Here is a 25,050-nt window from a genome sequence, read left to right on the forward strand (position 1 = left end):
TTTATGCTGCGCTGGTTACGCGGGCAGCCTTGGCTGCGCGCTTGCGCTTGACGTCTGGCGGTGTTGCCTCGTCAACGAGGCTGGTGATTGCCTCTTCCAGCGACATGGATGTCTGCGCCTGGCTGCCAAGACGGCGGATGTTGACCGAGCGTTCCTCGGCTTCCTTCCGTCCGCAAACGATAATGACAGGAACCTTCGTGACAGAATGTTCGCGGACCTTGTAATTGATCTTCTCGTTGCGGAAGTCGGTTTCAACCGTCATGCCCGCATCGCGCAGCGCTTCGGCAACCTCGCGACCGTAATCGTCAGCCTCGGAGGTAATCGTCGCAACAACAACCTGCAAAGGTGCAAACCACAGCGGCATGTGACCAGCGAAGTTTTCGATCAGAATGCCAAGGAAGCGTTCCATCGAACCGCAGATCGCGCGGTGGATCATCACTGGCTGGGTCTTTTCCGAGTTCTGGTCGATGTAGAAGGCACCAAAACGTTCCGGCAGGTTGAAGTCCACCTGCGTCGTGCCGCACTGCCATTCACGGCCGATCGCATCGCGTAGGGTATATTCGAACTTCGGACCATAGAACGCGCCCTCGCCTGGCAGAATGCCAGTCTTGATGCGGCCTTCGGACTGTTCCTCGATGGTCTTCAACACATCCATCATCACGCTTTCAGCACGATCCCACAGGGCATCGTTACCAACGCGCTTTTCAGGGCGTGTGGACAGCTTCACCACCACTTCATCAAAGCCGAAGTCCTTGTAGACCGACAGGATGAGTTCGTTGATGCGCAGGCATTCCGCTGCCATCTGCTCTTCCGTGCAGAAAACGTGCGCGTCGTCCTGCGTAAAACCGCGTACACGCATCAGGCCGTGCAGAGCGCCAGAGGCCTCGTAACGGTGAACGGTACCAAACTCCGCCAGACGTACCGGCAGTTCGCGGTAGGACTTCAGGCCATGTTTGAAGATCTGCACGTGACCCGGGCAGTTCATCGGCTTCAGCGCAAAGACGCGGTTGTCCGCTTCCTTGTCTTCCGGGTGCGTGAAGGCATAGGCCGACTTCACCGCAAACATGTTTTCCTGGTACCAACCCCAGTGACCGGAGGTTTCCCACAGCGACGCGTCCAGCACCTGCGGTGCATTGACTTCCTGATAGGTGCCTTCAAGGTTACGGCGCATGTAGCTTGTCAGAGCCTGGAACATGCGCCAGCCCTTGCCGTGCCAGAACACCACGCCCGGACCTTCTTCCTGGAAATGGAACAGATCCATTTCGCGGCCAAGACGGCGGTGGTCGCGCTTTTCAGCTTCGGCCAGAATGTGCAGGTAACGGTCGAGCTCTTCCTGTGTTGCCCAGGCTGTGCCGTAGATACGTGTCAGCATTGGATTGTTGCTGTCACCACGCCAGTAAGCACCAGCAACCTTCATCAGCTTGAACGCCGTGCCGATCTGGCCGGTAGAGGCCATGTGCGGGCCGCGGCAAAGGTCAAACCAATCGCCCTGGTAATAGATCTTCAGATCCTGGTCTTCCGGGATCGCGTCGATCAGCTCAACCTTGTAGCTTTCACCCTTGGCAGCAAACACTTCCTTCGCCTTGTCGCGCGACCAGACCTGCTTGGTGAAGGCAGCATTGCGCGCAATGATTTCCTTCATCTTCGCTTCGATCTTCGGCAGATCTTCAGGCGTAAAAGGTTCGTTCTTGGCAAAGTCGTAATAGAAGCCGTTTTCGATAACCGGGCCAATCGTCACCTGCGTGCCGGGCCACAGCTGCTGCACAGCTTCAGCCATCACATGGGCTGCGTCGTGGCGGATAAGCTCCAGCGCACGCGGATCGGTGCGGGTCACAATCTCGATTTTGCCAGCAGTCACAACGTCAGACAGGTCGCGCAACTCACCGTCGATGGTGATGGCAACCGCTTTCTTGACCAGGGATTTGGAGATGGATTCTGCGACGTCACGGCCTGTGGTGCCAGGCGCAAACTCGCGGGCCGATCCATCGGGAAATGTAAGGGAAATAGCTGCTGACATGATATCAATGCTCCTTGATCCAGTCCCGCCAACCAATGCGGGTGGTTTTTACGTGTGATAAGTAAGTCCTTACTTATCTGGCAGGCCTTTTAGCGCCGTTCCTGCAAAGGGTAAAGATGCGATCAGTGGCGACGCGACCAATATCGCCAGGGCGCCCACCAGTGCTGGTTTGCCCCAAGCGTTTCGCGCACCGGATCAAGACCGCTGGTGCCACCCGGCCCGCAGCGCGCCACACGAAACAGCGTCAGCCATCCCCCGGCCCAAAAGCCGTGGCGGGCTATCGCCTCATAACCATATTCCGAACAGGTGGGGATATGGCGGCAGGAATTGCCGATAAAACCGGAAAAGGTCAGCTGGTAAAAGCGGATGAACGCCATGCCGAGCAGGCGTCCAGGCGTCTTGCGAAACGGTCCCTGCCAGTTGCGCGAGGCAGTCTTGCGTGGAGTTGGCTGCGGTTCGTGGTTGCAGCCGGGCGCGCCACACATGGCTCAGCCCGCAACAGTGGCGGCTGAAACAGCCTCGGGCTGATGAGCTGCGATCTGGTCAAGGCAATCCACCACCGCATCAAAAGTCAGCATGGTGGAGGCGTGGCGGGCCTTGTAATCCTTGACAGGCTTCAGCACCCGCATGTCTTCAAACCGACCGATAGGGCCATCACCGCCATTGGTCAGCATGGCTAGCATATCCAGCCGCGCCTGACGCAGTTCATCAACGCTGGCACCCACCACATGATGCGCCATGATGGAGGAAGACGCCTGCCCAAGCGCACAGGCTTTCACTTCGTGCGAAAAGGCACTGACGGCACCATCTTCCACTTTCAGATACACTTTTACCCGGGAGCCACACAGTTTCGAATGTTTCTGCGCACTGGCATCCGCATCGACCATCGGGCCGGTCAGCGGAATGTTTCCGGCAAAAGCCAGTATCTTGTTGTTGTAAATATCGTCCATCAACCAACCTGTATCAGCACGCCCAAAGGTCAAACCGGTTATCTTTTTCAAACACAGCGTCACCCTTGGCACGGCTTTTCTGCCCAACCCAATACATTATATGTTATTTTGCCCCGTCATCATCAAGCCGTCGTGAAATTCCGCTGAATTGATCGAAAAACAGGGTTAGCGCTTGCCAAAACGGTGCAAAACAACCAGATAGCAGACAGTGCGTGGGAAATGGCCACGCACGTTGCATAGTTCAGGTGCGGCCTTTAACCGCATCGGGAGATAGAAGATGGATGCCATTGTGAAGAATTTTCCTGCTGCCGGCGCAACGTCTGACGTTGAAATCATGCGTCCGACACAGGCAGAAGCCGAAGAAGCAGTGAAGGTTCTCCTGCGCTGGGCCGGTGACAACCCGGACCGCGAAGGCCTGCTGGACACCCCACGCCGTGTCGCCAAAGCCTATGGCGAGCTCTTTTCGGGCTACGCACAGGAACCGGAAGAGGTTCTCGGTACGACCTTCGAGGAAGTCGGCGGTTATGACGACATCGTGCTGGTGCGCGACATTCCATTCTTCTCCCACTGTGAGCATCACATGGTGCCAATCGTCGGCAAGGCCCATGTTGCCTATTTGCCTGACGGCCGTGTTCTTGGCCTGTCGAAGATTGCCCGCGTGGTCGAGATTTTTGGTCGCCGCCTGCAGACGCAGGAAAACATGACGGCACAGATCACCAGCGCGATTGATGGCATTCTGAAACCGCGCGGCGTGGCCGTGATGATTGATGCAGAGCATATGTGCATGTCCATGCGCGGTGTGCAGAAGCAGGGTTCTTCAACCCTGACCACCAGCTTCACCGGCACTTTCAAGACAGACCCTGCCGAGCAGGTTCGTTTCATGACAATGGTGCGCAGCCGCTAAACGCGGCTTTTCGCCACCTTCCTGAACAGTGGTATAAACATGACCGGCACACAATTTCCCCTGCCCGCAAGCGACAAAACCATTCTTGAAGGCGCAGGCAGCTTCACACCGAAGTTTGATGCCCATGGCCTGGTGACCGCCGTTGTCACCGACGCGACCGATGGCGAATTGCTGATGGTTGCCCACATGAATGCGCAAGCCGTTGCCCTGACATTGGAAACCGGTGTCGCCCACTATTTCAGCCGCTCACGTGGCAAGATCTGGAAAAAGGGTGAAACCTCCGGCAACCTGCAGACCGTGCGTGAAATCCGCACCGATTGCGATCAGGACGCCATCTGGCTCAAGGTTTCCGTGGCCGGTCATGACGCAACCTGCCATACTGGCCGCCGGTCGTGTTTTTATCGCACTGTCTCCCTTGAAAATGGCGAGGCTGTTACAAAAATTACCGATAATGAACGGCATTTCGATCCGGCAACCGTTTACAGCGACAAATAACACCCGACGTTATTTTTCCATTCTGCTGCCCGGTTTCGATGCGATAACCGTTTTGAAACCGCAGAAGCGTTTAATGACGCTTGTTCGCAATGTGCAGGAGGAGTGTCGTAGCGATGTTGGGGTGGGGTATCAATCGCGGCAACACCGGCACATTATCCACAATTGATGGTAATGAGCCGACATTTCCCGAAAACGAAGCCAAACTGCGGGGCGATACACGTATTGCACTGGCGCTGGGCGGCGGTGCTGCCCGCGGCTGGGCGCATATTGGCGTTCTGCGCGCCCTTGATGAGGCGGGCATCAAGATCGGCATGATTGCCGGCACGTCTATCGGCGCCCTGGTCGGCGGCTGTTATCTGGCTGGCAAACTGGATGAGCTGGAAAGTTTTGCCCGCTCCCTGACCATGCGCCGCATTGCCGGCCTATTGGACCTGACGATTGGCGGCGGCGGCCTGTTTGGCGGCATGCGCCTGACCAAACGTATGCAGGAACATCTTGAGGGACTGACGATTGAAGGCCTCGACCGTCCTTTCGTGGCGGTCGCCACCGAATTGACGACAGGCCATGAGGTATGGATCCATCAGGGCGACCTGATCACCGCATTGCGCTCATCCTACGCACTGCCCGGCATTTTCGAACCGGTCTATTGTAATGGTCGCACATTGATTGATGGCGCGTTGGTCAATCCGGTGCCAGTGTCAGTCTGCCGCGCCCACGAGCAACCGCTGGTCATTGCCGTCAACCTCAACTACGACATTTTCGGGCGTTCGGCCGTGGTCAAACATGGTGCGGGCGCACCCGGTGCGACGCCACTGCCGGTGCCGGCCTCCGCGCAGCGCCCCGGCCTGCCCGGCGTAATGGTGCAGGCCTTCAACATCATTCAGGACCGTATTTCCCGTTCTCGTCTGGCAGGCGATCCGCCGGACCTGACGTTGCATCCCCGTATCAATGATATCGGCCTGTCGGAATTCCACCGTGCCGGCGAAGCCATCACCCGTGGTTACGAGGAAACACGTGCCCGAATTCCAGAACTGCAACGCATGCAGCAGGTTTTGATGCGTTGATTGGGTTCAGGTGTTCCCCATCATCCTCGGGCTTGTTCCGAGGAACTAACCCAATCAGCCACAAACCTTACACTTGCGCAGGCGTGACTAGGTCCTCGGGACAAGCCCGAGGATGACCACGAGAGCATGTCTCGGCCCACTACTTACCCGGCTATATAAGCCTTGATCTGTTCAGCTTCAGCCTCGACTTCGCCAATGCGCGCCTTGACCACGTCACCAATCGAGATAATTCCGGCAATCTTGCCATTGTCTTCAACCGGCAGATGGCGGAAGCGGCCACCGGTCATGATTTCCATCAGCTGGTCGGTGGTCGATGTCTCCTGACAGCGAATCACGTTTTTGGTCATCGCGCCGGAAACCTTTTCTTCCAGTGACGCAGCACCTTTGCCGGCAATGGCGCGCACCATATCGCGCTCGGTGAAAATGCCTTTGATGCCACCTTTGGCATCCACAACCACGACAGCACCGATCTTGTGATGATTCAATGTTTTGGCTGCTTCAGCAATCGTCACATCAGGCGATACGGTTACAACGTCGCGACCTTTCGCATCCAGCAAATCCTTCACGAATATCGGCATATATTCCTCCTCAAAATCCACCGGTTCCGATATGGAATCTCCCCTATTCCATACCCACGGCACAGCAATGCTGCGCTTGCATGCGGTGGAATGCAAGACACAACTTCCAACAATGCGTATGCAGTCTGTGATCTCAGAGGCGGTGTTTTTGCCGTGGCAGCGGATCGAAAAGGTCAAACAGCAGGAAGCCGAACGCGAAACCGAAAATATGCGCGTCCCAGGCAATAGCGCCTGCAGCATCGCCGAAAATCGGCACGCCAACCGCCACCAGCACGTTACCCAGCAACCACATGACCGTGAAGATCACCACCGTGCGGTTCTTGAAGGCTGCGATGATGCTCTGGCGTGGATAGAGATGGCCAAGCGCCGGATTGAAACCGCCACCATGCGGTGGAAATGCAAACCGGCAGGCAGCGCCCATCAGCGCAGAAACCACACCCGATGCACCAATTAGTACGGTCATGTCATGCCAGTTGAGGGCCGCGTGGCCGAAAGCCGACGCCGCAGCACTGAGGCACCACAAAAGAATGAAACGAACAGCACCGATGCGGCGCATGACCGGGGTGCCGAAGGCGGCCAACCACAGACCGTTGAACACGATATGCAGGGTGCTGCCATGCATCAGCGAATAGGTGATCGGTGTCCACAGCCACTCCATGCCCTGCTGCGAAAACGGAACAACGTAGCGCATGGGTATAAAGCCGAAGGTGAACAGGTACCAAGCATAACCATCATCCGACAGCAGGTACTCACCAACCAGATAAACAACAGCCAGAAGCGCAAGGGTGGTGACCAGCAAGCCCGGCAGATTGAAGACAGGTTCTGACGGTCTTTCAGCGGGCACTTGGTCTGCGGAAGGAACATCGTCGCGATTATCTGTCATCACTTCACCCTTTTACCCGAACCGCCCAGTCAAAAACCGGTGCGTCGGCAACAAAACTGTCGGTTCATCAACGGCATACAGGACCATTGAACGAAAAAAAAGCCGCCCTGACTGGCAGGACGGCTTCGGAGCCCCCGGTTTTAACCCGCCCCGTAAATCTGTGCTGAAAGAGTTTCCCCTTAAATGACAGGATCTCAATGCCACGTCGGACAGCCGAACTCAATCTAAACCATTCATTAACCTTAATTTCCCCGTGGCACGAAACTGGCATCGCTATCCTTAAGACCACCAAAACCAGTGTCCCCTGTGCTGGAATGAGACATATGGAGGCGATCGATGAACATTGTAGCAAGCATGGAGCTATATTCGTACTGGAATGACCTGCGCGGTGACACACCCGCCCCGGCACGTCAAAACATTGAACCTGAAAAAATCCGCCATCTGTTGCCGGATCTTTTCATCCTGTCGGACAAGGCTGAGACATCACCCGTTTTCCGGCTTACCGGAACACGTCTGTATTCGATTTTCGGACGGGAACTGCACAAGACTGCCTTTTCCAAACTCTGGCTACCGCAAAATGCGCAAACCATGGTGACAATTGCCAAGACGGTGATGCACCGGGAAATACCTGCCATCCTCACGGTACGCGGCGTGGAACAGCAAGACCCAACCGAGCTATCCGAAAGCCAGTCACTAGATGATGATATCAGTTATGAAATGCTGCTGTTACCGCTCAGATCATCCCAGCCGTCCGAGCCACGATTGATCGGTGGCCTGTTTCCGCAAAATCGCAAGCATGTCTATATTAGGCCAGTGGCGACGCTAATCCCGGAAACTTGCCGTATTTTGGAAAGCGTTTCGACGGAAACTGCCCTGAAAAACCACGCTTGAGGCGAGAATTTTGGTTTTATTGCATAACAGTTGCATTCATGTCGAAAAGTAGAACGGTCTGTTAACTCGACAGCAGTAGAGATGCACTGTTCAATCACCATAGTGCGATATTGATGTTTTCAGTTAAATCCACCAGCTTTGCACATGCAGAACCCGCGCACCCGGTGCGCGAGGTACAGACTGTGTCCGTCAATCTGTCGGGCCGCATCATGCTGCCGGACTATGAGGAATATGACTGCACCATCACGGACATGACTTCGGAAATCGCGCACTTCACCTGCGCGGCGATGGGACATCAGGGCGATCGCGTTATCGCCTACCTGCAGCACATTGGTAGACTTGAAGGCAAGATTACTGCGATTTACGCGTCCGGTTTTACGATTTCGATTACCGCGACCGAACGCAAACGGGAAAAACTTTCTGCGCAGCTGGCATGGATTGCCAAGCGCCAGGAGCTCGGCCTGCCGGAAGATCGTCGCCACGATCGTCTGGCGCCGCGCAAATCACGCGCCGAACTGACTCTGGAAGATGGCAACGTCGTTTTATGCCGCATCATCGACCTTTCACTGTCCGGTGCCGCCATCGAGGTTGACGATCGCCCCGCCATGGGCACCATCGTCAGACTTGGCGCCATGAAGGGTCGCATCGTGCGCCACTTCATGGAAGGTGTCGCGATCGAATTCGATCGGGTACAGTCGCGCGATGCGCTGCTGGAGTTCCTTTAAGCGACCCGCTCTCACCAGATCTGACCACATCAAGGCCGCCGCAATGCGGCCTTTTCTTTTGCCGATTGCCTAACGCGCGATGCCGAACTGTGGCCGCCTGTACCAGTCTGATGCAGTTTTGGCAGAAAACAGACCGTTTTTACCCCACACATCCAATCAACGGCCTTTGATGTTTTTTTTCGAGAACATCAAAATATTTTTTGCGGTCAAAATTCACCTTGCCTGTGCCACAGGGTGTTTTTGCAAGTATATTTCCGCACAAAACAGAAAAACCAACGACCATGCTGACCCATTTTGGGGCGTTCTGGCCAAGCACAGCCGCCCGAACAACAAGGCGATAAAAAGGCAAATATCATTCATTTTCAGATAGATAAGCAGAAAATAACCGATAATGCGAACTCTGAAATTCGCTAAAATTTTAGTCAAATACGCATAAAATAAAGCTCAAATACGCTTAAATATAAAGTCAAATAAGTCGAAGAATTTCAGAAAAACAACATCAAATTTACGCGGCAATATTTGCGTGACCTAAAAATTTGCATGCGATTGTCTCCTCAACACGGGAGACAGGTAATGAACAACAAAAAACAACTTGGTTTCTTGGCCGCTACACTTTTTATGATGGCCTTCACATCTCAGGCATATGCTTCGCCAGCCGCCGCAATGCGTATTATCGGAAAAGCAAATCCGCCGATTGGCCACTACGAATTCTGCCAGACCTACAAAAGCGAATGCGTCGCCACATCGGCTGATCGCGGACCGCTCAAACTGAACAAAGACCTCTGGAAGATGGTTCTGGACGTCAACTACACCGTTAACACCACCATTACCCCAATGACCGATATGGAAGTCTATGGTGTGGAAGAACGTTGGGCCTACCCGACGACAGTGGGCGACTGCGAAGACTTTGTTCTTCTGAAGCGCAAGATGCTGATGAACAAGGGCATCGAAGCCTCCAACCTGCTGATCACAGTCGTTCTGCAGCCGAATGGCGAAGGCCATGCCGTGCTGACCGTCCGGACAGACCATGGTGACTTCATTCTCGACAACATGCGCAACCGCGTCATGGACTGGTCGGAAACCGAATACACCTATCTGAAGCGCCAGTCGGCCGGCAATCCGGCCCGTTGGGAAAAGATCCAGGATGGCCGCGCAACAGCCGTAGGCGGTATCAACTAAACAATATCATCCCTGACCGCAGGCCAGTTTGGGATGAAACCTATACTTGAGAGGAATTGGCCCGGTCCGTCCCCCTACCCCGTCCCCTGACCGAGCCATGAGCCGGTTCCGTTGCCCCGGAACCGGCTCACTCTTTTTTGGGGTCAGTCAACTGCCGAAATCACCGGACAATCTGGGCATGACGGTACGATCGCAGGCTGTTTCAGCCGCGTGTCGTCTTCTGGTGACAAGCTTTAAAGTAGGCCGAGTTCGGCCAGTTCGCGCTTCAGATCAGAGGGAAGATCATCCGCACCGCCATCCGAACCACCGAGATCACGCGGCGCATCTTCTGATGTCAGATAGCGCCAACCCTGAAACGGCCGCTTCGGTGCAGGCGATGTTTCGATGACCTCCGGTCCCAGCACCAGATCACATCTGGAAATGCCGTCATCGCCCTTGAAGGTCTTGATATCGAGAAAACGCTGGCGCGCCAGAACCTGCCCCTTGATCACCCAATAAAGAGAGCCGCCATCCAGCAGCTCTTCAACGCGCTTGGGGATCATGCGTGTGGTGTGAATGCTGTGCGGCTCAAGCCCGGCAGCAATGGCCAGCAGCGACCGCTGAGAAACCCAATCCCGCAAATCCTGAAGCGAATCTGCGCCAACGCATAATTTGAGAAGATGAAGTGCCATGGTCTTCATCAATGCCTATTTGGCGCAGTCGTCAAGACATGTCGGCATCTTATTAACAAAGCCTTTGGCCGCACGCCCCATGGCGTGCGACAGGAAAGGTCGGCAGTGCCGTCCCTTTAAACTCAGCACTCCACCACATTGACGGCAAGACCGCCGGTCGAGGTTTCCTTGTATTTCTCGCTCATGTCGTTGCCGGTCTGACGCATGGTTTCAATGCAGGCATCCAGTGGCACGAAATGTTCGCCATTGCCCTTGAGCGCAAGCGATGCGGCAGTAACCGCCTTCACCGCACCGAGTGCATTGCGCTCGATGCACGGTATCTGCACCAGACCGGCAATCGGGTCGCAGGTCATGCCCAGATGGTGCTCCAGCGCGATCTCAGCAGCATTTTCCACCTGTTCAGGCGAACCACCCAGCACGGCAGCAAAACCGGCAGCTGCCATTGCCGATGCCGAACCAACCTCACCCTGGCAACCAACCTCGGCACCGGAGATAGAGGCATTGTGCTTGATGATGCCGCCAATCGCCGCTGCCGTCAGCAGGAAGTCCCTGACGTCATCAATCGACGCATCCTCGTGGAAATGACGGAAATAACGCACGGTCGCCGGCACCACACCCGCGGCGCCATTGGTGGGGGCTGTCACCACCCGGCCACCGGAAGCGTTTTCTTCGTTCACGGCCATGGCATAAACGCTCAGCCAGTCATTGGCGAGCAGCGGATTGGGCCGGTTGCTGCGCCATTCGACATTCAGCTTTTCGTGAATGTCATGGGCACGGCGTTTTACCTTCAGGCCGCCAGGCATGATGCCTTCATTGCGCAAGCCACGGTCGATACAGCCATTCATTGCATCCCAGATCTGGTCGAGACGGGCATTCAGCTCATCACGCGACACAATGATCTCTTCATTGGCACGTTTCATCTGGGCAATGGTGCGGCCGGAACTGCGTGCCATCTCCAGCATTTCGCGCGCCGAAGAGAAAGGATACGGCACGCGCACGGTCTTAGTAGAATCACTGCCGCCGTTACGCAGCGCCTCAAGTTCGGTGTCGGTGACGACAAAACCGCCGCCGATCGAATAATAGATACGCTTCAACAGCACACGACCTTGCTTGTCGAGCGCCGAAAACGTCATGCCATTGGCATGGCCGGGCAATGGGTTCTTTTTGTCGAACACCAGATCTTCATCCGGCTTGAAGCCATAGGCCGGGTGACCGGGCGGACAGACCTGCGCGGTCTCCTCGACCTTGGCGATGATGCCGTCCATGGCGTCAGGATCAACCGTATCGGGCTTTTCACCCGCCAGTCCCAGAATGACGGCACGACCGGAGCCGTGGCCAATGCCGGTAAAGGCCAGTGAGCCGTGCAGGCTGACCTTGATGTGGCTGACAACTGCGGTGGCGGGTTTGGGCCAGTCATCCGTCAGCAGCAGCGCCAGAAAACGGTTTGCCGCCGACATCGGGCCCATGGTGTGAGAACTGGACGGACCGATACCGATCTTGAAGACGTCGAAGACCGAAAGAAACATTGCTACGCCTTATTCAATTGCATTGACGGCAATCATTTTAGCGCAAAGCGAAGACATTCGCCATCGATTAGCGTCAGACGCTGTGGTCGTGGCGACATATCAGCGCCAAAGCGGCGTGGCCGCAGACAACATGGCTCTGAAAACAAAAACAGCATGGCTTGGGGCCATGCTGTTTTTTTAAAAGAACTAAAATACGAGAGACTATTACGGGCTGCCAAAAATGTACGTCAATGCGAGAAAAGCGGCAAAACCTGCGAGTGCGCGAATAGTTACACCCCAGCAGGATTTCTGAGCGGTTTCTTCCATGATTACTCCAGCTTGTTTACTCTCCGGCCCGCATTCACTGCGGTCGCCGTTGGTGAAGCATTTATTAAAATCTCACGACAGATGCAATTGCAAAAGAAGGCGAAATGGAGGCAATTTTGAAAAGCAGCCATGCCCTTGGCGCATGGGTATAAGAAAAATCAAGCCGTTACAGGGGCTTTTGCGCTCGCGTTATGAGAGTGGAAATGTCTCATTTTGGTCCAAAGTGTAACCAACCGACCCACTTTTTGTGACAGGCGACCAGTTTTGCACAACCAGAGACTTTATAATGCATCGTTGTGATACACCTGTAGTCGTTGCCAATTCCCGCACTTGCCAGAGCGTCCGGTATTTTCTAATTCGGATTCGTTGGCTTAAACATCAGAGGCATTCCCATGCAGGCTTCCCCTTCTTTTCCAGACCGCGACACCGTTGCAGCGAAATTGACCAGCCTGTCGGGCGAGGATCAGGCATGGCTGAAACTGCTGATGGAGAATGCCCAGCAGGACGAAAACCTGCTTGGCGGTTTGCAGCTTTACCTTGAGCAGCAGTCGGCGGCCCGCTTCCTGAACTCGTTGAAACTAGAAACCGGTGGGGAGTGGCTTGGCACCAATGCACCCGCCCGTTTGCAGATCCGCCTGAACGAGGTTTCGCGCTCCAGCCAGCATCCGGCCTTTGCCGCCTTCAAGAAAGGTCTTGGCAAATCGGGCGGACTTGAAAAAGCCTACCCGAAATCGGCACTCTGATCCCAAACCTTAGGGCATCTTTTCGACCACCGCGATGATCGGCCCCAGCGGCGAATGATCATCGCGCCGGTTGCGCTCGGGTATTTCGACACTGGAAATAGAACCGTCCAGGTACAGCGCGTTTTTTACATTCAGCTTGTCACGGAACAGCGTTGCAAAATCATAGAACCGCACCAGCGCATCAACGATGACAAAATGCACCTTGCCGTCGTCTGACACACCCACACCGTTACGACGGTTCAGACTATCGCTTTCCGGCAGAAAGCGCGGATGCACATTACCGTCTATCAGCAGCATCGGTCCGGACTGGGTGGCAAAATCAGGCTTTATGCCACTCTTCACATAGGCATCTGTTTCCAGCACCCCTGCCTTGTCGCCTTGCAGGTAAAACACCCCGTTTGGTTTCAGGTGGAAATTGCCCCAGCCGAAACCGGTGCTGATGCGTTTCAGTTCCCGCCCATACTCCACATATAAACCGACCGGTGACAGGTTGCGGTGGTACATGCCGCCATTCATGGCAAATCTGGTGAACAGTCCACGCCCCCAAAGGGAGGACGACAGATTGGCAAAGGAGCCAAAAAACTGGCCTGTTATCGGGTCGCGGTCAAAAATGCGGATAGAATCAGTGTGCGGGTCAAAGGTGCAGACGGTGTAATTTGCGCCTGCATGTTCAATATCTTCACATGCGGCCACCGTACTCACCCCACCCGCCAGCAAAAAACACCCTGCAACAACTGCCAGTCTCGACCAAACCAACGCGCCAAACCTCCCATTTCATCTGTGTGATACCCGCCAAATCTGGCGGGTTGGCGGTAAGAATGCGTCAATAGTGGTTAACAAAAGCAAAATCTGCGGGTTTCGAGGCGTCAAAATTAACCAACCGTTAACCATGATTAATGCTTACTCCGCTTCAGCACCATGAATGACCAAGGTGCCTTTAACGGGCGATGAGAAGGCTCGAACACATCTAGGGGTTCAGATATTATGCCAATCATTACTATTGCAAATACAAAGGGTGGCGCTGGAAAAACAACAGTTGCCGTTATTGTGGCCAGTGAACTTGCACGGCTTGGCCACCGTGTGACCCTAATGGACGCGGACCCTCAGCAGTGGGTATCGCGCTGGCATGCCCTTGCAAAAGCACCCAAAAATCTTTCCGTGGTATCCGGTATCACCGACGACAATATTGAAGACTGCATCAAGAGCGCTAAGAAACGCGGCGGCTATATCCTGATCGACCTGCCCGGTGGCCGCTCACCACTGCTGGCCAAGGCAATCGGTTTTGCCAACCACGTGATGGTGCCGGTTCAGGGTTGCGCCATGGACGCCATTGGCGGCGCGCAAATTCTTGAACTGATGAAAGACCTGTCCGAAAAATGCGACATCCACATTCCGCATTCGGTTGTGTTGACGCGCATCAGCCCAATCATCACCACCCGTTCCATGCAGGCAGTCAAAGGCCTGCTGGCCGAGCGCCAGGTCCATGTTCTCGACACTCCGTTGATTGAACGTGCTGCCTACCGCGACATCTTTGTATCCGGCGGTTCGCTTGATAGCATGGACCCGGAGCGCGTCAGCAATCTGGACAAAGCCAAGGACAACGCATTTGCACTCGCCAGCGAAATCCTGGCACTTGTACCAAAAGCCACAGCAAAGTCCGTGCCTGCTGTTTCCAGAACAACGAAAAAAGCCGCCTGATTTCTCAGACGGCCTGACCATGACTTCAAAAACGCCGCCGACGTTCCCTCGAAAGACGTCGGGCGGTGCTTTTGTTTGCCGCATCTCCTGGAGATTTTAGCGCGATGCTGCGCGGTCTACACTGCGACCGGCATCCTGCGTTGCATCAACAGCATTTGCTGTGTCTCTGCCAACGCCGCGAATTGTATTGCCGCAGGCGCTCAGCATGGTGACGGCAGCGAGAACAGTAACGATGGCGGTAAGTTTACGTGATGTCATAAGATGTCTCCCCGTGTAGGACGTTCAAAAGGAACGTTGGAACTTGCGGAAGCGTAACGTCGCGATGTGCATTTGGTTCCCGCGGCGACAAGAAAAAATAAAACCTCTGCGCGCTTAATTCATTTTTGAAACAACATGCGCAATCTGCTGGCCAAACAGTGGAGCATTTGGATGCCGGATAATGAGACAGATGACGTGCAAAAGCTGCAACCCGCAGCCGTGCAGGGCCGGATCGTTATATTCACCGCAGGTGGCCTTAACCCGCAGGTGATGATCAACGCCTTGTCAGATCGTTTTACCGATATTCACATCATCCAGGAACAGCCGGAACCAAAAGGCGAGATTGTAAGACGTCGCGCCAGACGTCTTGGCTGGATCAATGCTTTTGGACAACTGGCAACGATGATTGCCTCGCGACTTTACAAGACCGTCGCTGCCAAACGCTCCGCACACATCATGGCGCAGCACGGCCTGAAAGCTGAGGAAAACCCTGATATTCCTGTCATCAACGTCCTGTCACTCAACAGTGACGAATGTCGCAGCGCTGTAGCGGACCTGAAACCCGACGTCGTCTTCACCATTTCCTGCCGTATTCTTTCGGAAAAAACCCTGGCCGCCATACCCTGCCCGGTCATCAACTTTCACGCCGGCATCAACCCGATGTATCGTGGCCAGATGGGTGGTTACTGGTCGTTGGTCGAAAATGACGCCGGCAATTTTGGCGCAACGGTGCATCTGGTCGACAAGGGCGTGGATACCGGCGGCACTTTGTACGAGCAGCGCACCACACCTGATAAGGCCGATACCATGGCCACTTACCCGCTGCTATTGACCGCAGCCTCCACCGGCATTGCCATCAAAGCCATTGAAGATGCGCTGTGGGGCACCCTGAAACCGTATCAGCTGGCAGGTAAGTCCATGCTGCGTTTCCCTCCACCGGTGTGGATTTGGCTGTGGCACGGCATAAAAAGGAATATCTGGTAGTCGCCAGTCGCATTTCTACAATAGAAGTGTCGTGTTAATTAAAGAAGCATCCAATAGAAACAGGCATGTTTCACAAAAAGGAATGTGCACACCTTGAAACAAATCGCAGCCTCCATCGAAGTTTCCCCCAAACAGGCAGTCGAATCGAAAGACTTGCCCGGCCTGTTTCCCGAGGGGACGTCGGTCTATCTGACGGATATCGGCACCGAGCCGCTGGACACCATGATCGGCGCGGCAAAGCGGCTGCGCGATCTGGGCTATGAACCGGTACCGCATTTTGCAGCGCGCCGCATGCCATCGCGCGAGTTGCTGGAAACACGTATCAAACGCTCAGCCAGCGAAGCCGGGGTCAAGGATGTGCTGATCATCGGGGGTGGTGTGCCAAAACCGCTGGGTGAATTCACCAGCGCCATGGATCTGATTAACAGCCGCCTGTTTGAAAAATACGGCATCAACCGCATTGCCGTTGCCGGCCACCCCGAGGGAAGCCCGGACTTTAATGACGCGGTTGCACAGGAGGCCCTGCAGCAGAAACAGCATTATGCTGACACCAGCGGCACTGAACTGCGACTGTTGACGCAGTTCGGCTTTGCGCCAGACAAGTTCATCAACTGGTCTGAAACGCTAAAACAACAGGGCATTACCCTGCCCGTCCACATTGGTGTGGCCGGTCCGGCCAAGGTGACCACACTCATTAAATATGCAGCCTTGTGCGGCGTCGGCAATTCCATTGCTTATCTGCGCAAGAACGCCCTGTCGCTGACCGCGCTTGCCACCCGCCATTCTCCTGAGGGCGTGGTGAAACCGATTGAGGATTTTTGGCTCAACAATCCTGACAGCGCCATCCGCCAGATGCATGTTTTCCCGTTTGGCGGTCTGGTCAATTCGGCCCAGTGGTTGCGGGAGCGCGGCACATGGCCACCTTCTCTCTCCCCCACCCAGGGCGCCGCTACTCTGTAAAGTGATGGCGTATTGCCATCACAAGTAAGGCCTGACTGCTCAGACCGATTTCACCAGTTCGGCAAAAGCGTTGCGAATGCTTTCCGCCACCGTCTCAATCGGCCGGGATGGCTTGTCGCAAACCAGCAGACGAATATCGAACCAGCCAAGTTCCGGCAGCCCTTCCTTATCGCCCAGAATGACCATGTCATTCTGCACGTAGGAACGCGGCAAAGGCGCAATGGCGAGATCCGCGGCAATCGCCGCATGCTGCGCCATGGTGTGGCCGCTGAGATATGCGACGCGGTAGGAACGATTGCGTTTATCGAGCGCGGTAATGGCGTCGGAACGCCAGATGCAGCCATCTTCCCAGATGGAAATCGGCAGCGGGTCACGCAGATGTGCCGTTCCACATTTCGCACCCGCCCAAACCAGTCTTTCGCGCATCATCACCTCACCGGTGTTGCGCAGCGGGTGTGAGGCACAGTTGACCAGCGCCAGATCCAGACGTTTTTCATCCATACGCTTGTAAAGGCTGGAGCTGGAATCAATCGTCACATCCACCATGATGCCCGGGAAAACCTCGGCAAAGCTCTTGAGGATACCCGGCAGCAGCCCGCGCTCGCCAATATCCTCGGGCGCGCCAAGCCGCACAACGCCTGACAGCTCCGGCATGATGAAACGCGACACCGCCTCGTTGGACAGCGCAATCATTCGCCGCGCATAGGTCAACAGCATTTCGCCATGCGCCGTCAGTGTTACGGACCGCGCGTCGCGCAGGAACAATGTGGTGCGCAACTGCTCCTCAAGTTTCTTGATCTGCATGGAGACCGCCGAGGGCGTGCGAAACACCACCTCAGCCGCCGTGGAGAAATTGCCCGTTTCGGCAATGGCCACAAACGTTCTCAGAATATCATTGTCCAGCAACGGCAAGGGCTGGCGAAACGGAACGGTCATGAAGCGCGCCTTCAAAATAATTTGAACGAAGCGACCTTACTATTATTTTTTCTGAACTTCAATATCGGCCACACCACGGCATCACGACTTTAAAAACCACTCGTGGTAAAACGTCGCACGACACCGCAGCGTCTTCACATGCCGGCCGGAATTTTCATATGACAAGGATGAAACGCAAATGGAGACCGTGACGTGACACGCCGTACCCTGCTGGTGACAACAGCCTGTCTGCTCTGTTTTTCTATACCGGCCCATGCCGAAGGTGATGCGGCCCGTGGCAAACAGGTGTTCAGCATCTGCGCGCCCTGCCATGCCATTGAACAGCCAAGCAACCGCATGGGACCGCATCTGGTCGGCATCATGGACAGGCCTGCCGGGTCAATCGAGGACTACAAAGCCTATTCGCAGCCGATGAAAGATGCAGGCGCCAATGGCCTAGTGTGGTCAGAGGATCAGCTGTCGCAATTCCTGGCCAGCCCGAAGAAATTCCTGCCCGGCACGTCGATGCGGTTTTTCGGCTTCTGGACCGAGGACAAGGTCGATGACCTCATCGCCTATCTGAAAGAACAGTCTGCCGAACAACAGGCACCGAAACCATAAAGAGAGGCTGATCACGGGCCGTTGGCCAGAACCTCTTCGGCATCCTCAAAGCTCATGGCAAATACCTTCTTGCCAATATCGAAGCTGAAGCCGCTGCGCGCAAAGGACGACATTTCCTTGCCATGGCGTTTTTCATCGAGATCGACACGCCGGAACGGCCCAAATGCCCGTTTGCGCGCAAACACCACAGCAGCGTAGAGATCATCCGCCTCATCCAGCGCCACGGCTGCCGTCTCTGATGCCACGCCCTTGATCGACAGTTTCTGGGCAATCATCCGCCGGGATTTGCCGTTTCTGACCGCATTGCGGGTGGTGATGCCGGCAAAGACCTCATCATCCAGCGCCTTCAGATCATAGCCGATCTTCACCGCCGCATCCGCCAAGGCCTGCACCTGCTCCGGCGTTATGCCCTCAAACTTCTTTTGCGCCTTGCGCTTGATGGCAGTGGCCAGCTGCTGCTCGGACATGATCTGCCGCTGCAAACGATAGAGCGTCGAGTTCTTGGCCCAAGACAACATGCGCTTGGTCGGCACGGTATCCGGCACATCATCAAAGATTGGCGGTGGTTCAGGATCAAACACGGGATTCGCACGGAGGTTTAGGGGATCGACGGGCGGTAGTTTTAGAGAACAGAGGAATGAAAGAAAATAGAAGCGAAGCCGAAATATAATGATATCACAGCACTGCTTTGAACCGACAACTCTTTAGCGCCTATTCGGAGCAGCACTGCTCACGTCAAACTGTCTTCGCAATTAATCGTCCGGCATTTGCAACCAGGGGAACGATATCAATTTGAACCGATGGGCTGTCAGGATCAACCGCAACCCCATTCCATTCCGGCAAAAATAAGTCCGCAACGTATTCGTGCGTTATTCCATCAGTCCGATGAGCTCTTATAGATTTGCTTAATTTATCTAACCGTTCTTGCGCTATTCTATAAATATCACCCATCTCAAACGACTTCTCGATTTCACGACGTTCAAAATCGAAACGTACGCGCTTCATTTTCCATGTACTAAGATTGTGACGTTCCCAATGTGGCCAACTCGCTTTACCTGTTAGGTAAAAGTCGACACAAACTGGAAAAAGCAGCGAAATATCGACCGGTGTCTTGTGAGGCCAAGACGTCGAGGTGTTCTCAATGATTTCCATAACTTGGATGATGGCCCTGAGATCAAGTCCTACAGCGCGACATCCGGTCCAGATTGCTTCATCGAGCTTATCTTCAGGCGCCCTTATTTTTCCAGAGGGTAGATTCGCGCATAAATTACTAACGAGTTGCTCAATCGAAGGCTCCGCAAATACGTAAGTGCGGTCGAAGAAACGTTTCAGATATTTAAAGCCATCGAATCCGCTGCCGTATGCGCCGGCTATGGAATATTGTAGTTGCTCGGAATTGGTGGCGAAGACGAATACGACACCGTCAACATCAAATAGATGCTTTACACGTTCCAACAATTGAACTGCGTAACTTGGTCTGCAACGATCCAATTCGTCGACGAGGATGAATATGGGTTTGTTTTGGCCGTCACTTAAAGTCGATACAACTGTTGATAGCTTCGAGCGGAAATCAGCTGTAGCTTTTTCTGTCGTTTGAAAGCCTTCAATCATGGCCTCCAGCGTGCCGTCGAACAGTTTTTCGAGTTGATCCCCAACCACTTTACCCGCTTCATCAAGCGCAGTTTTCGTGGCACTGCCATCTTCTGTGGCGATGATGTCTCCCAACTCATCAAGGGAGACACCAGTGTGTTTCTTTATCAACCCTTTTGTAACAGCACCCACCACACGCAGAGCAATTGCACCTCCACTGGACTTTGCTTTTTCCCAAGACGTTCTAAGGTGACCAGACTTTTTGATGTATGGCGCGAATGCGTTGTCGATTGCGGCCATGATGGCAACGTAAGGATCTTGCGCGTGGTCGTCTTTCCAAGCGTTGATCCGAACGACAATATGTCCCTTGTTGGCAGCATCTTCTGCAAAGCCATCTAAAAAGAAGCTCTTGCCACCGCCCCAAGCTGAATCAACATTCAAAACATAAGAGCCAGGGCGTCCTTGCCCTCGTCGCTTATCAACTTGACCGACAAGAAAATTGTAAAGGAACTCGGCATCCCGTCGGCGATCAAGTTTATCGTCGTCCCAATGGCTGCTTGCTTGCGTCATGATTCTCCGCCCTACGTTTTGGAGCATTGAAATCAATATTCACGCATAACGCGAGTCAAATTGGAGATGACGAATGCAGAAATCAGGGGACCATTGATAGCTCCAAAATCGGCGCTAAACACCCCACCCTTCGGCAGTGCACAATGATCATTTCTAGGAGAAAAGAGGCTCTAAAATTCAGGCAATAAAAAAGGCGGCAGAGCCGCCATTTTTATTTTTAAACCAACAAGTCGTTGATTTAATTGGTGCGGTCGAGAAGACTCGAACTTCCACGGGTTGCCCCACAGCGACCTCAACGCTGCGCGTCTACCAATTCCGCCACGACCGCATCGTGGTAGAGTGTCGTCCTTGCGGCGACGAACGAGCATGTAGCAAAAGCATTTCCGGTACACAAGTGTGTCGTGACAGTTTTTTGAAATTAAAAATCGGAAGGTGAATTCCTACATTCAAGAAGCCCGGAAACCGGGCCTTGCAGCCCTATAATCATTCTGCGAAAAGGCTGTGGAAAGGACGCATATTATGCTCACACGCACCGATTTTGAAAAAACAATGCTGCCAACGGTCGAGTCAGCGCCTGTTGAGTGGCGAATCTCAGACTGTCCCGTGCCCTATGAAGAGGCCATGGCCGAGATGGAAGCTCGTGTCGGCGCCATTTCAGAGGGCAAGGCAAACGAACTGGTCTGGCTTCTGGAGCATCCGCCTCTTTATACTGCCGGCACGAGCGCAACATCAGCAGATTTGCTGGAGCCAAGCCGCTTTCCCGTCTACCAGACCGGGCGTGGTGGCGAATATACCTATCATGGCCCCGGCCAGCGTGTTGCCTATGTGATGCTGGACCTGAAACGCCGCCGTCAGGATGTGCGCGCCTATGTGAGCTGTCTTGAGGAAGTGATTATCCGCACGCTGGACAAGATGAATGTGCGCGGCGAACGCCGGGAAGATCGTGTGGGCGTGTGGGTGCAGCGGCCAGAGCGCCCTCGCCTGCTGGATGGACGTATTGCCGAAGACAAGATTGCCGCCCTTGGCATTCGCTTGCGAAAGTGGGTAAGTTTCCACGGGCTTGCCATTAACGTCGATCCTGACCTGTCACATTTTTCCGGTATAGTGCCCTGTGGCATTTCGGAATTCGGCGTCACCAGCCTGGTGGATCTCGGTCTCCTGGTGATGGTGAGCGATGTCGACCCGCTGTTGCGCCAGTCCTTTGAGGAAGTGTTTGGCGAGACGATCAATGAGACGGCCTGAAAACTGATTGATAACGGGTGGAGGACCCGACCCGCTCCTTTCGATTTTACAACAACCCCATAAGGAAAGAGACAATCATGTTCACAACATCAGCCTATGCCTGTGACGACGGTTCTTCCCCTCTGAAACTCGCCTCGATCAAACGCCGCGATCCCGGTGAGAACGATGTTGAAATTGAAATCGAATTCTGCGGCGTCTGCCACTCCGATATCCACACGGCACGCGGCGAATGGGCGGGCAGCCTTTATCCTTGCGTGCCCGGCCATGAAATCATCGGTCGTGTTGGCCGCATCGGCGCAAAGGTCACCAACCTCAAACAGGGCGACCGCGTCGGCGTTGGCTGCATCGTTGACAGTTGCCGCGCCTGCGACAGCTGCCGTGAAGGTCTGGAGCAATATTGCGAAAACGGCATGACCGGCACCTACAATGCGCCCGACAAGGCGATGGGTGGCAACGCCCATACGCTTGGCGGTTATTCCGGCCATATCGTTGTCGACAGACGTTACGTGCTGCGCATTCCGGAAACGCTGGATGCAGCAGCTGCCGCACCGCTTTTGTGCGCCGGTATCACCACCTATTCGCCCCTGCGCCACTGGAAGGCTGGCCCCGGCAAGCGGGTTGGTGTTGTTGGTCTCGGCGGCCTTGGCCACATGGCTGTGAAACTGGCCAATGCCATGGGTGCAACGGTTGTCATGATCACCACCTCGCCCTCCAAGGCCGATGACGCCAAGAAGCTTGGCGCGCACGAGGTGATCGTGTCGCGTGATGCAGACCAGATGGCAAAGGCTGCTTCCAGCCTCGACCTGATTATCGATGCGGTAGCCGCCGACCACGACATCAATGCCTATCTGGCGCTTCTCAAGCGCGATGGCGCGCTGGTGCAGGTTGGCGCACCGGAAAAGCCGCTGTCGGTTCATGCCTTCAGCCTTATTCCCGGCCGCAAGACCTTTGCCGGTTCGATGATTGGCGGCATTCCTGAAACCCAGGAGATGCTGGATTTCTGCGCCCAGAAGGGCATTGCCGCCGAAATCGAGATGATCAACATCGATCAGATCAACGATGCTTATGAACGCATGATAAAAAGCGATGTGCGTTATCGCTTCGTCATTGATATGAAGAGTTTGCCCAAACAGGCTGCATAAGCAACAAGGGGCGCGACGAGCGCCCCTTTTTTCTGCCGCTGCTGTTCGGTGATGACAAACAGCAAATGTGGTGGCAGCAGATATGGCAATGACGCAGGATAATTCCAGCAGCAATTCCTTTCGTGGCATGATGATCATGGCCGGGTGCATGGTGGTCTTGCCAGCCATGGATGCCATTGCCAAATACATGGCGACCTATGGCGGCATGTCACCGGGTCAGGTCACTTTCTACCGTTTCTTTTTCCAGCTGGTTTGCACGCTGCCGCTGTTGCTGGCCGTGTCGCCCAAGGCGCTGTTGTCCACCCGCCGGCCGTTTCTCAACCTGTTACGCGGTGTGTTGCATGCCGCCGCCAGCCTGATGTTTTTCGTGGCGGTCAAATACATGCCACTGGCAGATGTCTTCGCCATCTACTTTGTTGAACCCTTTATGCTGACCATGATGTCGGCGCTGTTTCTGGGTGAAAAGGTTGGCTGGCGGCGATGGCTCGCCATCGTCATCGGTTTTGGCGGGGCGATGATCGTCATTCAGCCAAGTTTTGAAATCTTCGGTCTGAAGTCGCTGCTGCCGGTGGCATGCGCATTCCTCTTTACACTCTACCTGTTCCTCAACCGCGCCATGGGTGATGGCGACACACCCTTGACCATGCAGACCATGGCCGGCATTGGCGGCACATTGTTCATGGCGGTGGCGCTCGGCATTGGTCATTCGCTTGGTGATGTCGACTTTGAAATATCACTGCCCGGTAACAGCCAAGCATGGCTGCTGCTGATTCTGCTCGGCGCGATCTCCGGTTATATGCACCTGCTGGTCGTCAAAGCGTTTCGACTCGCCCCAATCTCGCTTCTGGCGCCCTTCCAGTATTTCGAAATCATCTCGGCAACGGCGCTGGGATTCGTTCTGTTCAGTGATTTCCCAAGCCCGTCCAAGTGGCTCGGCATCCTCATCATCGTTGCATCGGGCCTTTTCATCATCTGGCGGGAGCGTGTTCGCGCCACCTGAAGGATAAATCGGCATATGAATGGGAGGAAAATTCATTTCCCGACACCAGCAAGATAGCTGTTGCGCAAGATAACGGACAAGATTCGACAAGGAAAAAACAGGAAAAAATCATCCGGTTTGCTGGCGATCCGCACTATTAAGCAGAAAGGTGCGGTACTATTTCTCTCAAATATCTTTGTGCATTTCTGCCCTAGGTCTCTCAATGTCACAGGCATTGAAACAGTCTTTTACGGTCACAGAAGCCCGCGTCCCGGACTGGCACAAGAACAACAGATCATTCAAATTTTACCTGAAATGTGAAGGCTTCATTAGCCGTCTTTATTGGCATCTCGTAAACCGTTCGCATCTACGCTTTGCCCAGTTTCATGATGAAACGGAGAGACGAAAGATGAATAATATGGGTGCTGCTTTCCCGCTGCCCGGCGAGGAAACAGGGCAGCGTTACATTGATGATACGACCTTTTTACGAAAACGAGCATTTCCAGACGGCATCAAGACAACAGCAGACGTTACGGCACTTATTGCGTTGAACCGGACGATTTCTCCCGACTCGGACGGCTGGGCCAGATTTTTTGTCGATAGCCTGACTGACTTCATTGTCTTTCACAGCTATCCGCAAGGGTCTATGGACACCTACAATGCCGACTGGTTTGTTGCGACCTTTGCGCCGGAAGGCATTATTCACAACAAGCTGAAATTGGCACTGTTACAAAACATCATCCGCAAGGCCCGTTATACACCGGTGTCACTGCGGGTGCTGGCGCTCAACCAGTTGCGGCTGGCCATTATTGCCCGCAAGGGCGCCTATGCAGATTTCCGTTCTGATGATGCGGTCATTACCGCGCAGGACATGGACTATATTGCCAGCCTGATCGACCTGCCATTGCAGTCAACTGAAACATCCCTCCAGGCAGCCGAGCTTGCAGTGCTGCGCCACATCGATAACGCCGTCAAAGAAGATGGCAACCATCCCGACTGGATGGCACTGATGCAAACCGTCAAAACCCTGTCAGCCCGCAAATCCTCCCGCATGCAAAGCAATGGCTGGCTGCAACTCAATTCCGACATGCTGTTTGGCGACGCCGCCAAAGCCTGAAACCCACCCCCGTGCGACATCCATTGGTCCAGCTTCGCACGG

The 25,050-nt window shown here is 54.6% G+C and carries 28 protein-coding genes and 1 tRNA gene; 16 read left to right on the plus strand and 13 right to left on the minus strand.

Annotation, left to right across the window (positions count from 1 at the left end; translation table 11 throughout):
* Position 1: 1 nt before the first annotated feature.
* The 3 genes from thrS to ACZ5FM_RS08955 form a co-directional block, all read right to left on the minus strand.
* Positions 2-2,017 carry a threonine--tRNA ligase gene (thrS, locus tag ACZ5FM_RS08945; RefSeq protein ID WP_259146069.1) on the minus strand — a complete coding sequence of 672 codons (2,016 nt, stop codon included), beginning with the start codon at positions 2,015-2,017 and terminating at the stop codon, positions 2-4.
* Positions 2,018-2,139: 122 nt separating this feature from the next.
* Positions 2,140-2,502: a membrane protein insertion efficiency factor YidD gene (gene yidD / locus ACZ5FM_RS08950; RefSeq protein WP_250981665.1), complete on the minus strand. Its 363-nt coding sequence runs from the start codon at positions 2,500-2,502 to the stop codon at positions 2,140-2,142.
* A gap of 3 nt (positions 2,503-2,505) precedes the next feature.
* Positions 2,506-2,967, minus strand: coding sequence for an iron-sulfur cluster assembly scaffold protein (locus ACZ5FM_RS08955; RefSeq protein ID WP_259146068.1), 462 nt, complete (start codon positions 2,965-2,967; stop codon positions 2,506-2,508).
* Positions 2,968-3,244: 277 nt separating this feature from the next.
* Between ACZ5FM_RS08955 and folE the strand changes: the two genes are divergently transcribed.
* The 3 genes from folE (at position 3,245) to ACZ5FM_RS08970 (ending at position 5,430) form a co-directional block, all read left to right on the plus strand.
* A complete protein-coding gene (gene folE, locus ACZ5FM_RS08960) occupies positions 3,245-3,871 on the plus strand; it encodes a GTP cyclohydrolase I FolE (RefSeq protein ID WP_259146067.1) in 627 nt (208 codons plus the stop codon).
* Positions 3,872-3,910: 39 nt separating this feature from the next.
* Positions 3,911-4,366 (plus strand): phosphoribosyl-AMP cyclohydrolase, encoded by a 456-nt coding sequence (hisI, locus tag ACZ5FM_RS08965; RefSeq protein WP_250981668.1) that lies wholly within the window; start codon positions 3,911-3,913, stop codon positions 4,364-4,366.
* A 113-nt stretch (positions 4,367-4,479) separates the two neighbouring features.
* Positions 4,480-5,430, plus strand: coding sequence for a patatin-like phospholipase family protein (locus ACZ5FM_RS08970; RefSeq protein ID WP_250981669.1), 951 nt, complete (start codon positions 4,480-4,482; stop codon positions 5,428-5,430).
* 143 nt (positions 5,431-5,573) lie between these two features.
* Here ACZ5FM_RS08970 and ACZ5FM_RS08975 read toward each other — a convergent pair whose 3' ends face one another.
* Positions 5,574-6,008: a CBS domain-containing protein gene (locus tag ACZ5FM_RS08975; RefSeq protein ID WP_250981670.1), complete on the minus strand. Its 435-nt coding sequence runs from the start codon at positions 6,006-6,008 to the stop codon at positions 5,574-5,576.
* Between the two features lie 133 nt (positions 6,009-6,141).
* A complete protein-coding gene (locus ACZ5FM_RS08980; RefSeq protein WP_464040398.1) occupies positions 6,142-6,891 on the minus strand; it encodes a rhomboid family intramembrane serine protease in 750 nt (249 codons plus the stop codon).
* Between the two features lie 336 nt (positions 6,892-7,227).
* On the opposite strand from ACZ5FM_RS08980, the gene ACZ5FM_RS08985 reads away from it, so the two are divergent.
* The 3 genes from ACZ5FM_RS08985 (at position 7,228) to ACZ5FM_RS08995 (ending at position 9,686) form a co-directional block, all read left to right on the plus strand.
* Entirely contained in the window at positions 7,228-7,782 is a 555-nt protein-coding gene (locus tag ACZ5FM_RS08985; protein ID WP_464040399.1) for a PAS domain-containing protein, read from the plus strand.
* 113 nt (positions 7,783-7,895) lie between these two features.
* Positions 7,896-8,507 (plus strand): PilZ domain-containing protein, encoded by a 612-nt coding sequence (locus ACZ5FM_RS08990; protein ID WP_192488776.1) that lies wholly within the window; start codon positions 7,896-7,898, stop codon positions 8,505-8,507.
* Between the two features lie 573 nt (positions 8,508-9,080).
* Entirely contained in the window at positions 9,081-9,686 is a 606-nt protein-coding gene (locus ACZ5FM_RS08995) for a transglutaminase-like cysteine peptidase (protein ID WP_464040400.1), read from the plus strand.
* Between the two features lie 233 nt (positions 9,687-9,919).
* Here ACZ5FM_RS08995 and ACZ5FM_RS09000 read toward each other — a convergent pair whose 3' ends face one another.
* Positions 9,920-10,357, minus strand: a complete 438-nt coding sequence (locus tag ACZ5FM_RS09000; protein ID WP_192488774.1) for a DUF1489 family protein — start codon at positions 10,355-10,357, stop codon at positions 9,920-9,922.
* Positions 10,358-10,479: 122 nt separating this feature from the next.
* Positions 10,480-11,883, minus strand: a complete 1,404-nt coding sequence (locus ACZ5FM_RS09005; RefSeq protein ID WP_259146063.1) for an L-serine ammonia-lyase — start codon at positions 11,881-11,883, stop codon at positions 10,480-10,482.
* A gap of 698 nt (positions 11,884-12,581) precedes the next feature.
* Between ACZ5FM_RS09005 and ACZ5FM_RS09010 the strand changes: the two genes are divergently transcribed.
* Positions 12,582-12,932, plus strand: coding sequence for a hypothetical protein (locus ACZ5FM_RS09010; protein WP_464040401.1), 351 nt, complete (start codon positions 12,582-12,584; stop codon positions 12,930-12,932).
* Positions 12,933-12,941: 9 nt separating this feature from the next.
* Here ACZ5FM_RS09010 and ACZ5FM_RS09015 read toward each other — a convergent pair whose 3' ends face one another.
* Positions 12,942-13,625 carry a phosphodiester glycosidase family protein gene (locus ACZ5FM_RS09015; RefSeq protein WP_259146062.1) on the minus strand — a complete coding sequence of 228 codons (684 nt, stop codon included), beginning with the start codon at positions 13,623-13,625 and terminating at the stop codon, positions 12,942-12,944.
* Between the two features lie 291 nt (positions 13,626-13,916).
* Between ACZ5FM_RS09015 and ACZ5FM_RS09020 the strand changes: the two genes are divergently transcribed.
* The gene (locus ACZ5FM_RS09020) at positions 13,917-14,630 is read left to right on the plus strand and encodes a ParA family protein (protein ID WP_192488770.1); all 714 of its coding nucleotides are present in this window, start codon (positions 13,917-13,919) and stop codon (positions 14,628-14,630) included.
* A gap of 96 nt (positions 14,631-14,726) precedes the next feature.
* Here the strand turns inward: ACZ5FM_RS09020 and ACZ5FM_RS09025 are convergent, their stop codons facing one another.
* The gene (locus ACZ5FM_RS09025; RefSeq protein ID WP_192488769.1) at positions 14,727-14,888 is read right to left on the minus strand and encodes an entericidin domain-containing protein; all 162 of its coding nucleotides are present in this window, start codon (positions 14,886-14,888) and stop codon (positions 14,727-14,729) included.
* Between the two features lie 171 nt (positions 14,889-15,059).
* On the opposite strand from ACZ5FM_RS09025, the gene ACZ5FM_RS09030 reads away from it, so the two are divergent.
* Both ACZ5FM_RS09030 and ACZ5FM_RS09035 read left to right on the plus strand, forming a co-directional pair.
* Positions 15,060-15,872, plus strand: coding sequence for a formyl transferase (locus tag ACZ5FM_RS09030; RefSeq protein WP_464040402.1), 813 nt, complete (start codon positions 15,060-15,062; stop codon positions 15,870-15,872).
* A gap of 84 nt (positions 15,873-15,956) precedes the next feature.
* Positions 15,957-16,832, plus strand: coding sequence for a methylenetetrahydrofolate reductase (locus ACZ5FM_RS09035; protein WP_464040403.1), 876 nt, complete (start codon positions 15,957-15,959; stop codon positions 16,830-16,832).
* A 39-nt stretch (positions 16,833-16,871) separates the two neighbouring features.
* Here the strand turns inward: ACZ5FM_RS09035 and ACZ5FM_RS09040 are convergent, their stop codons facing one another.
* Positions 16,872-17,768: a LysR family transcriptional regulator gene (locus tag ACZ5FM_RS09040; RefSeq protein ID WP_192488767.1), complete on the minus strand. Its 897-nt coding sequence runs from the start codon at positions 17,766-17,768 to the stop codon at positions 16,872-16,874.
* A 192-nt stretch (positions 17,769-17,960) separates the two neighbouring features.
* Here ACZ5FM_RS09040 and ACZ5FM_RS09045 point away from each other — a divergent pair, with 192 nt between their 5' ends.
* Entirely contained in the window at positions 17,961-18,368 is a 408-nt protein-coding gene (locus ACZ5FM_RS09045; protein ID WP_464040404.1) for a c-type cytochrome, read from the plus strand.
* Between the two features lie 11 nt (positions 18,369-18,379).
* On the opposite strand, the gene recX is transcribed toward ACZ5FM_RS09045, so the two are convergent.
* The 3 genes from recX to ACZ5FM_RS09060 form a co-directional block, all read right to left on the minus strand.
* On the minus strand, positions 18,380-18,949 hold the full coding sequence (recX, locus tag ACZ5FM_RS09050; RefSeq protein WP_464040405.1) for a recombination regulator RecX: 570 nt from the start codon (positions 18,947-18,949) through the stop codon (positions 18,380-18,382).
* A 154-nt stretch (positions 18,950-19,103) separates the two neighbouring features.
* A complete protein-coding gene (locus ACZ5FM_RS09055) occupies positions 19,104-20,528 on the minus strand; it encodes a KAP family P-loop NTPase fold protein (RefSeq protein ID WP_464040406.1) in 1,425 nt (474 codons plus the stop codon).
* 243 nt (positions 20,529-20,771) lie between these two features.
* Positions 20,772-20,856 (minus strand) — tRNA-Leu (locus ACZ5FM_RS09060).
* A 191-nt stretch (positions 20,857-21,047) separates the two neighbouring features.
* Between ACZ5FM_RS09060 and lipB the strand changes: the two genes are divergently transcribed.
* From lipB to ACZ5FM_RS09085, 5 genes are all read left to right on the plus strand, one after another.
* Entirely contained in the window at positions 21,048-21,770 is a 723-nt protein-coding gene (gene lipB, locus ACZ5FM_RS09065) for a lipoyl(octanoyl) transferase LipB (protein ID WP_259146056.1), read from the plus strand.
* 77 nt (positions 21,771-21,847) lie between these two features.
* Positions 21,848-22,912: an NAD(P)-dependent alcohol dehydrogenase gene (locus tag ACZ5FM_RS09070; RefSeq protein WP_192488763.1), complete on the plus strand. Its 1,065-nt coding sequence runs from the start codon at positions 21,848-21,850 to the stop codon at positions 22,910-22,912.
* 88 nt (positions 22,913-23,000) lie between these two features.
* A complete protein-coding gene (locus ACZ5FM_RS09075; RefSeq protein ID WP_275641484.1) occupies positions 23,001-23,912 on the plus strand; it encodes a DMT family transporter in 912 nt (303 codons plus the stop codon).
* Between the two features lie 60 nt (positions 23,913-23,972).
* Positions 23,973-24,212: a hypothetical protein gene (locus ACZ5FM_RS09080; protein ID WP_464038500.1), complete on the plus strand. Its 240-nt coding sequence runs from the start codon at positions 23,973-23,975 to the stop codon at positions 24,210-24,212.
* Positions 24,213-24,300: 88 nt separating this feature from the next.
* On the plus strand, positions 24,301-25,008 hold the full coding sequence (locus ACZ5FM_RS09085) for a hypothetical protein (protein ID WP_464038501.1): 708 nt from the start codon (positions 24,301-24,303) through the stop codon (positions 25,006-25,008).
* Positions 25,009-25,050 lie beyond the last annotated feature (42 nt).

The organism is Agrobacterium sp. 5Ca50 (assembly GCF_055381905.1).

Bases quoted from the DNA above. Each gene is read 5' to 3' on its own strand.
- thrS (WP_259146069.1), bottom strand. From the start codon at position 2,017: ATGTCAGCAGCTATTTCCCTTACATTTCCCGATGGATCGGCCCGCGAG.
- yidD (WP_250981665.1), bottom strand. From the start codon at position 2,502: ATGTGTGGCGCGCCCGGCTGCAACCACGAACCGCAGCCAACTCCACGC.
- ACZ5FM_RS08955 (WP_259146068.1), bottom strand. From the start codon at position 2,967: ATGGACGATATTTACAACAACAAGATACTGGCTTTTGCCGGAAACATT.
- folE (WP_259146067.1), top strand. From the start codon at position 3,245: ATGGATGCCATTGTGAAGAATTTTCCTGCTGCCGGCGCAACGTCTGAC.
- hisI (WP_250981668.1), top strand. From the start codon at position 3,911: ATGACCGGCACACAATTTCCCCTGCCCGCAAGCGACAAAACCATTCTT.
- ACZ5FM_RS08970 (WP_250981669.1), top strand. From the start codon at position 4,480: ATGTTGGGGTGGGGTATCAATCGCGGCAACACCGGCACATTATCCACA.
- ACZ5FM_RS08975 (WP_250981670.1), bottom strand. From the start codon at position 6,008: ATGCCGATATTCGTGAAGGATTTGCTGGATGCGAAAGGTCGCGACGTT.
- ACZ5FM_RS08980 (WP_464040398.1), bottom strand. From the start codon at position 6,891: ATGACAGATAATCGCGACGATGTTCCTTCCGCAGACCAAGTGCCCGCT.
- ACZ5FM_RS08985 (WP_464040399.1), top strand. From the start codon at position 7,228: ATGAACATTGTAGCAAGCATGGAGCTATATTCGTACTGGAATGACCTG.
- ACZ5FM_RS08990 (WP_192488776.1), top strand. From the start codon at position 7,896: ATGTTTTCAGTTAAATCCACCAGCTTTGCACATGCAGAACCCGCGCAC.
- ACZ5FM_RS08995 (WP_464040400.1), top strand. From the start codon at position 9,081: ATGAACAACAAAAAACAACTTGGTTTCTTGGCCGCTACACTTTTTATG.
- ACZ5FM_RS09000 (WP_192488774.1), bottom strand. From the start codon at position 10,357: ATGGCACTTCATCTTCTCAAATTATGCGTTGGCGCAGATTCGCTTCAG.
- ACZ5FM_RS09005 (WP_259146063.1), bottom strand. From the start codon at position 11,883: ATGTTTCTTTCGGTCTTCGACGTCTTCAAGATCGGTATCGGTCCGTCC.
- ACZ5FM_RS09010 (WP_464040401.1), top strand. From the start codon at position 12,582: ATGCAGGCTTCCCCTTCTTTTCCAGACCGCGACACCGTTGCAGCGAAA.
- ACZ5FM_RS09020 (WP_192488770.1), top strand. From the start codon at position 13,917: ATGCCAATCATTACTATTGCAAATACAAAGGGTGGCGCTGGAAAAACA.
- ACZ5FM_RS09025 (WP_192488769.1), bottom strand. From the start codon at position 14,888: ATGACATCACGTAAACTTACCGCCATCGTTACTGTTCTCGCTGCCGTC.
- ACZ5FM_RS09030 (WP_464040402.1), top strand. From the start codon at position 15,060: ATGCCGGATAATGAGACAGATGACGTGCAAAAGCTGCAACCCGCAGCC.
- ACZ5FM_RS09040 (WP_192488767.1), bottom strand. From the start codon at position 17,768: ATGACCGTTCCGTTTCGCCAGCCCTTGCCGTTGCTGGACAATGATATT.
- ACZ5FM_RS09055 (WP_464040406.1), bottom strand. From the start codon at position 20,528: ATGACGCAAGCAAGCAGCCATTGGGACGACGATAAACTTGATCGCCGA.
- lipB (WP_259146056.1), top strand. From the start codon at position 21,048: ATGCTCACACGCACCGATTTTGAAAAAACAATGCTGCCAACGGTCGAG.
- ACZ5FM_RS09070 (WP_192488763.1), top strand. From the start codon at position 21,848: ATGTTCACAACATCAGCCTATGCCTGTGACGACGGTTCTTCCCCTCTG.
- ACZ5FM_RS09075 (WP_275641484.1), top strand. From the start codon at position 23,001: ATGACGCAGGATAATTCCAGCAGCAATTCCTTTCGTGGCATGATGATC.
- ACZ5FM_RS09085 (WP_464038501.1), top strand. From the start codon at position 24,301: ATGAATAATATGGGTGCTGCTTTCCCGCTGCCCGGCGAGGAAACAGGG.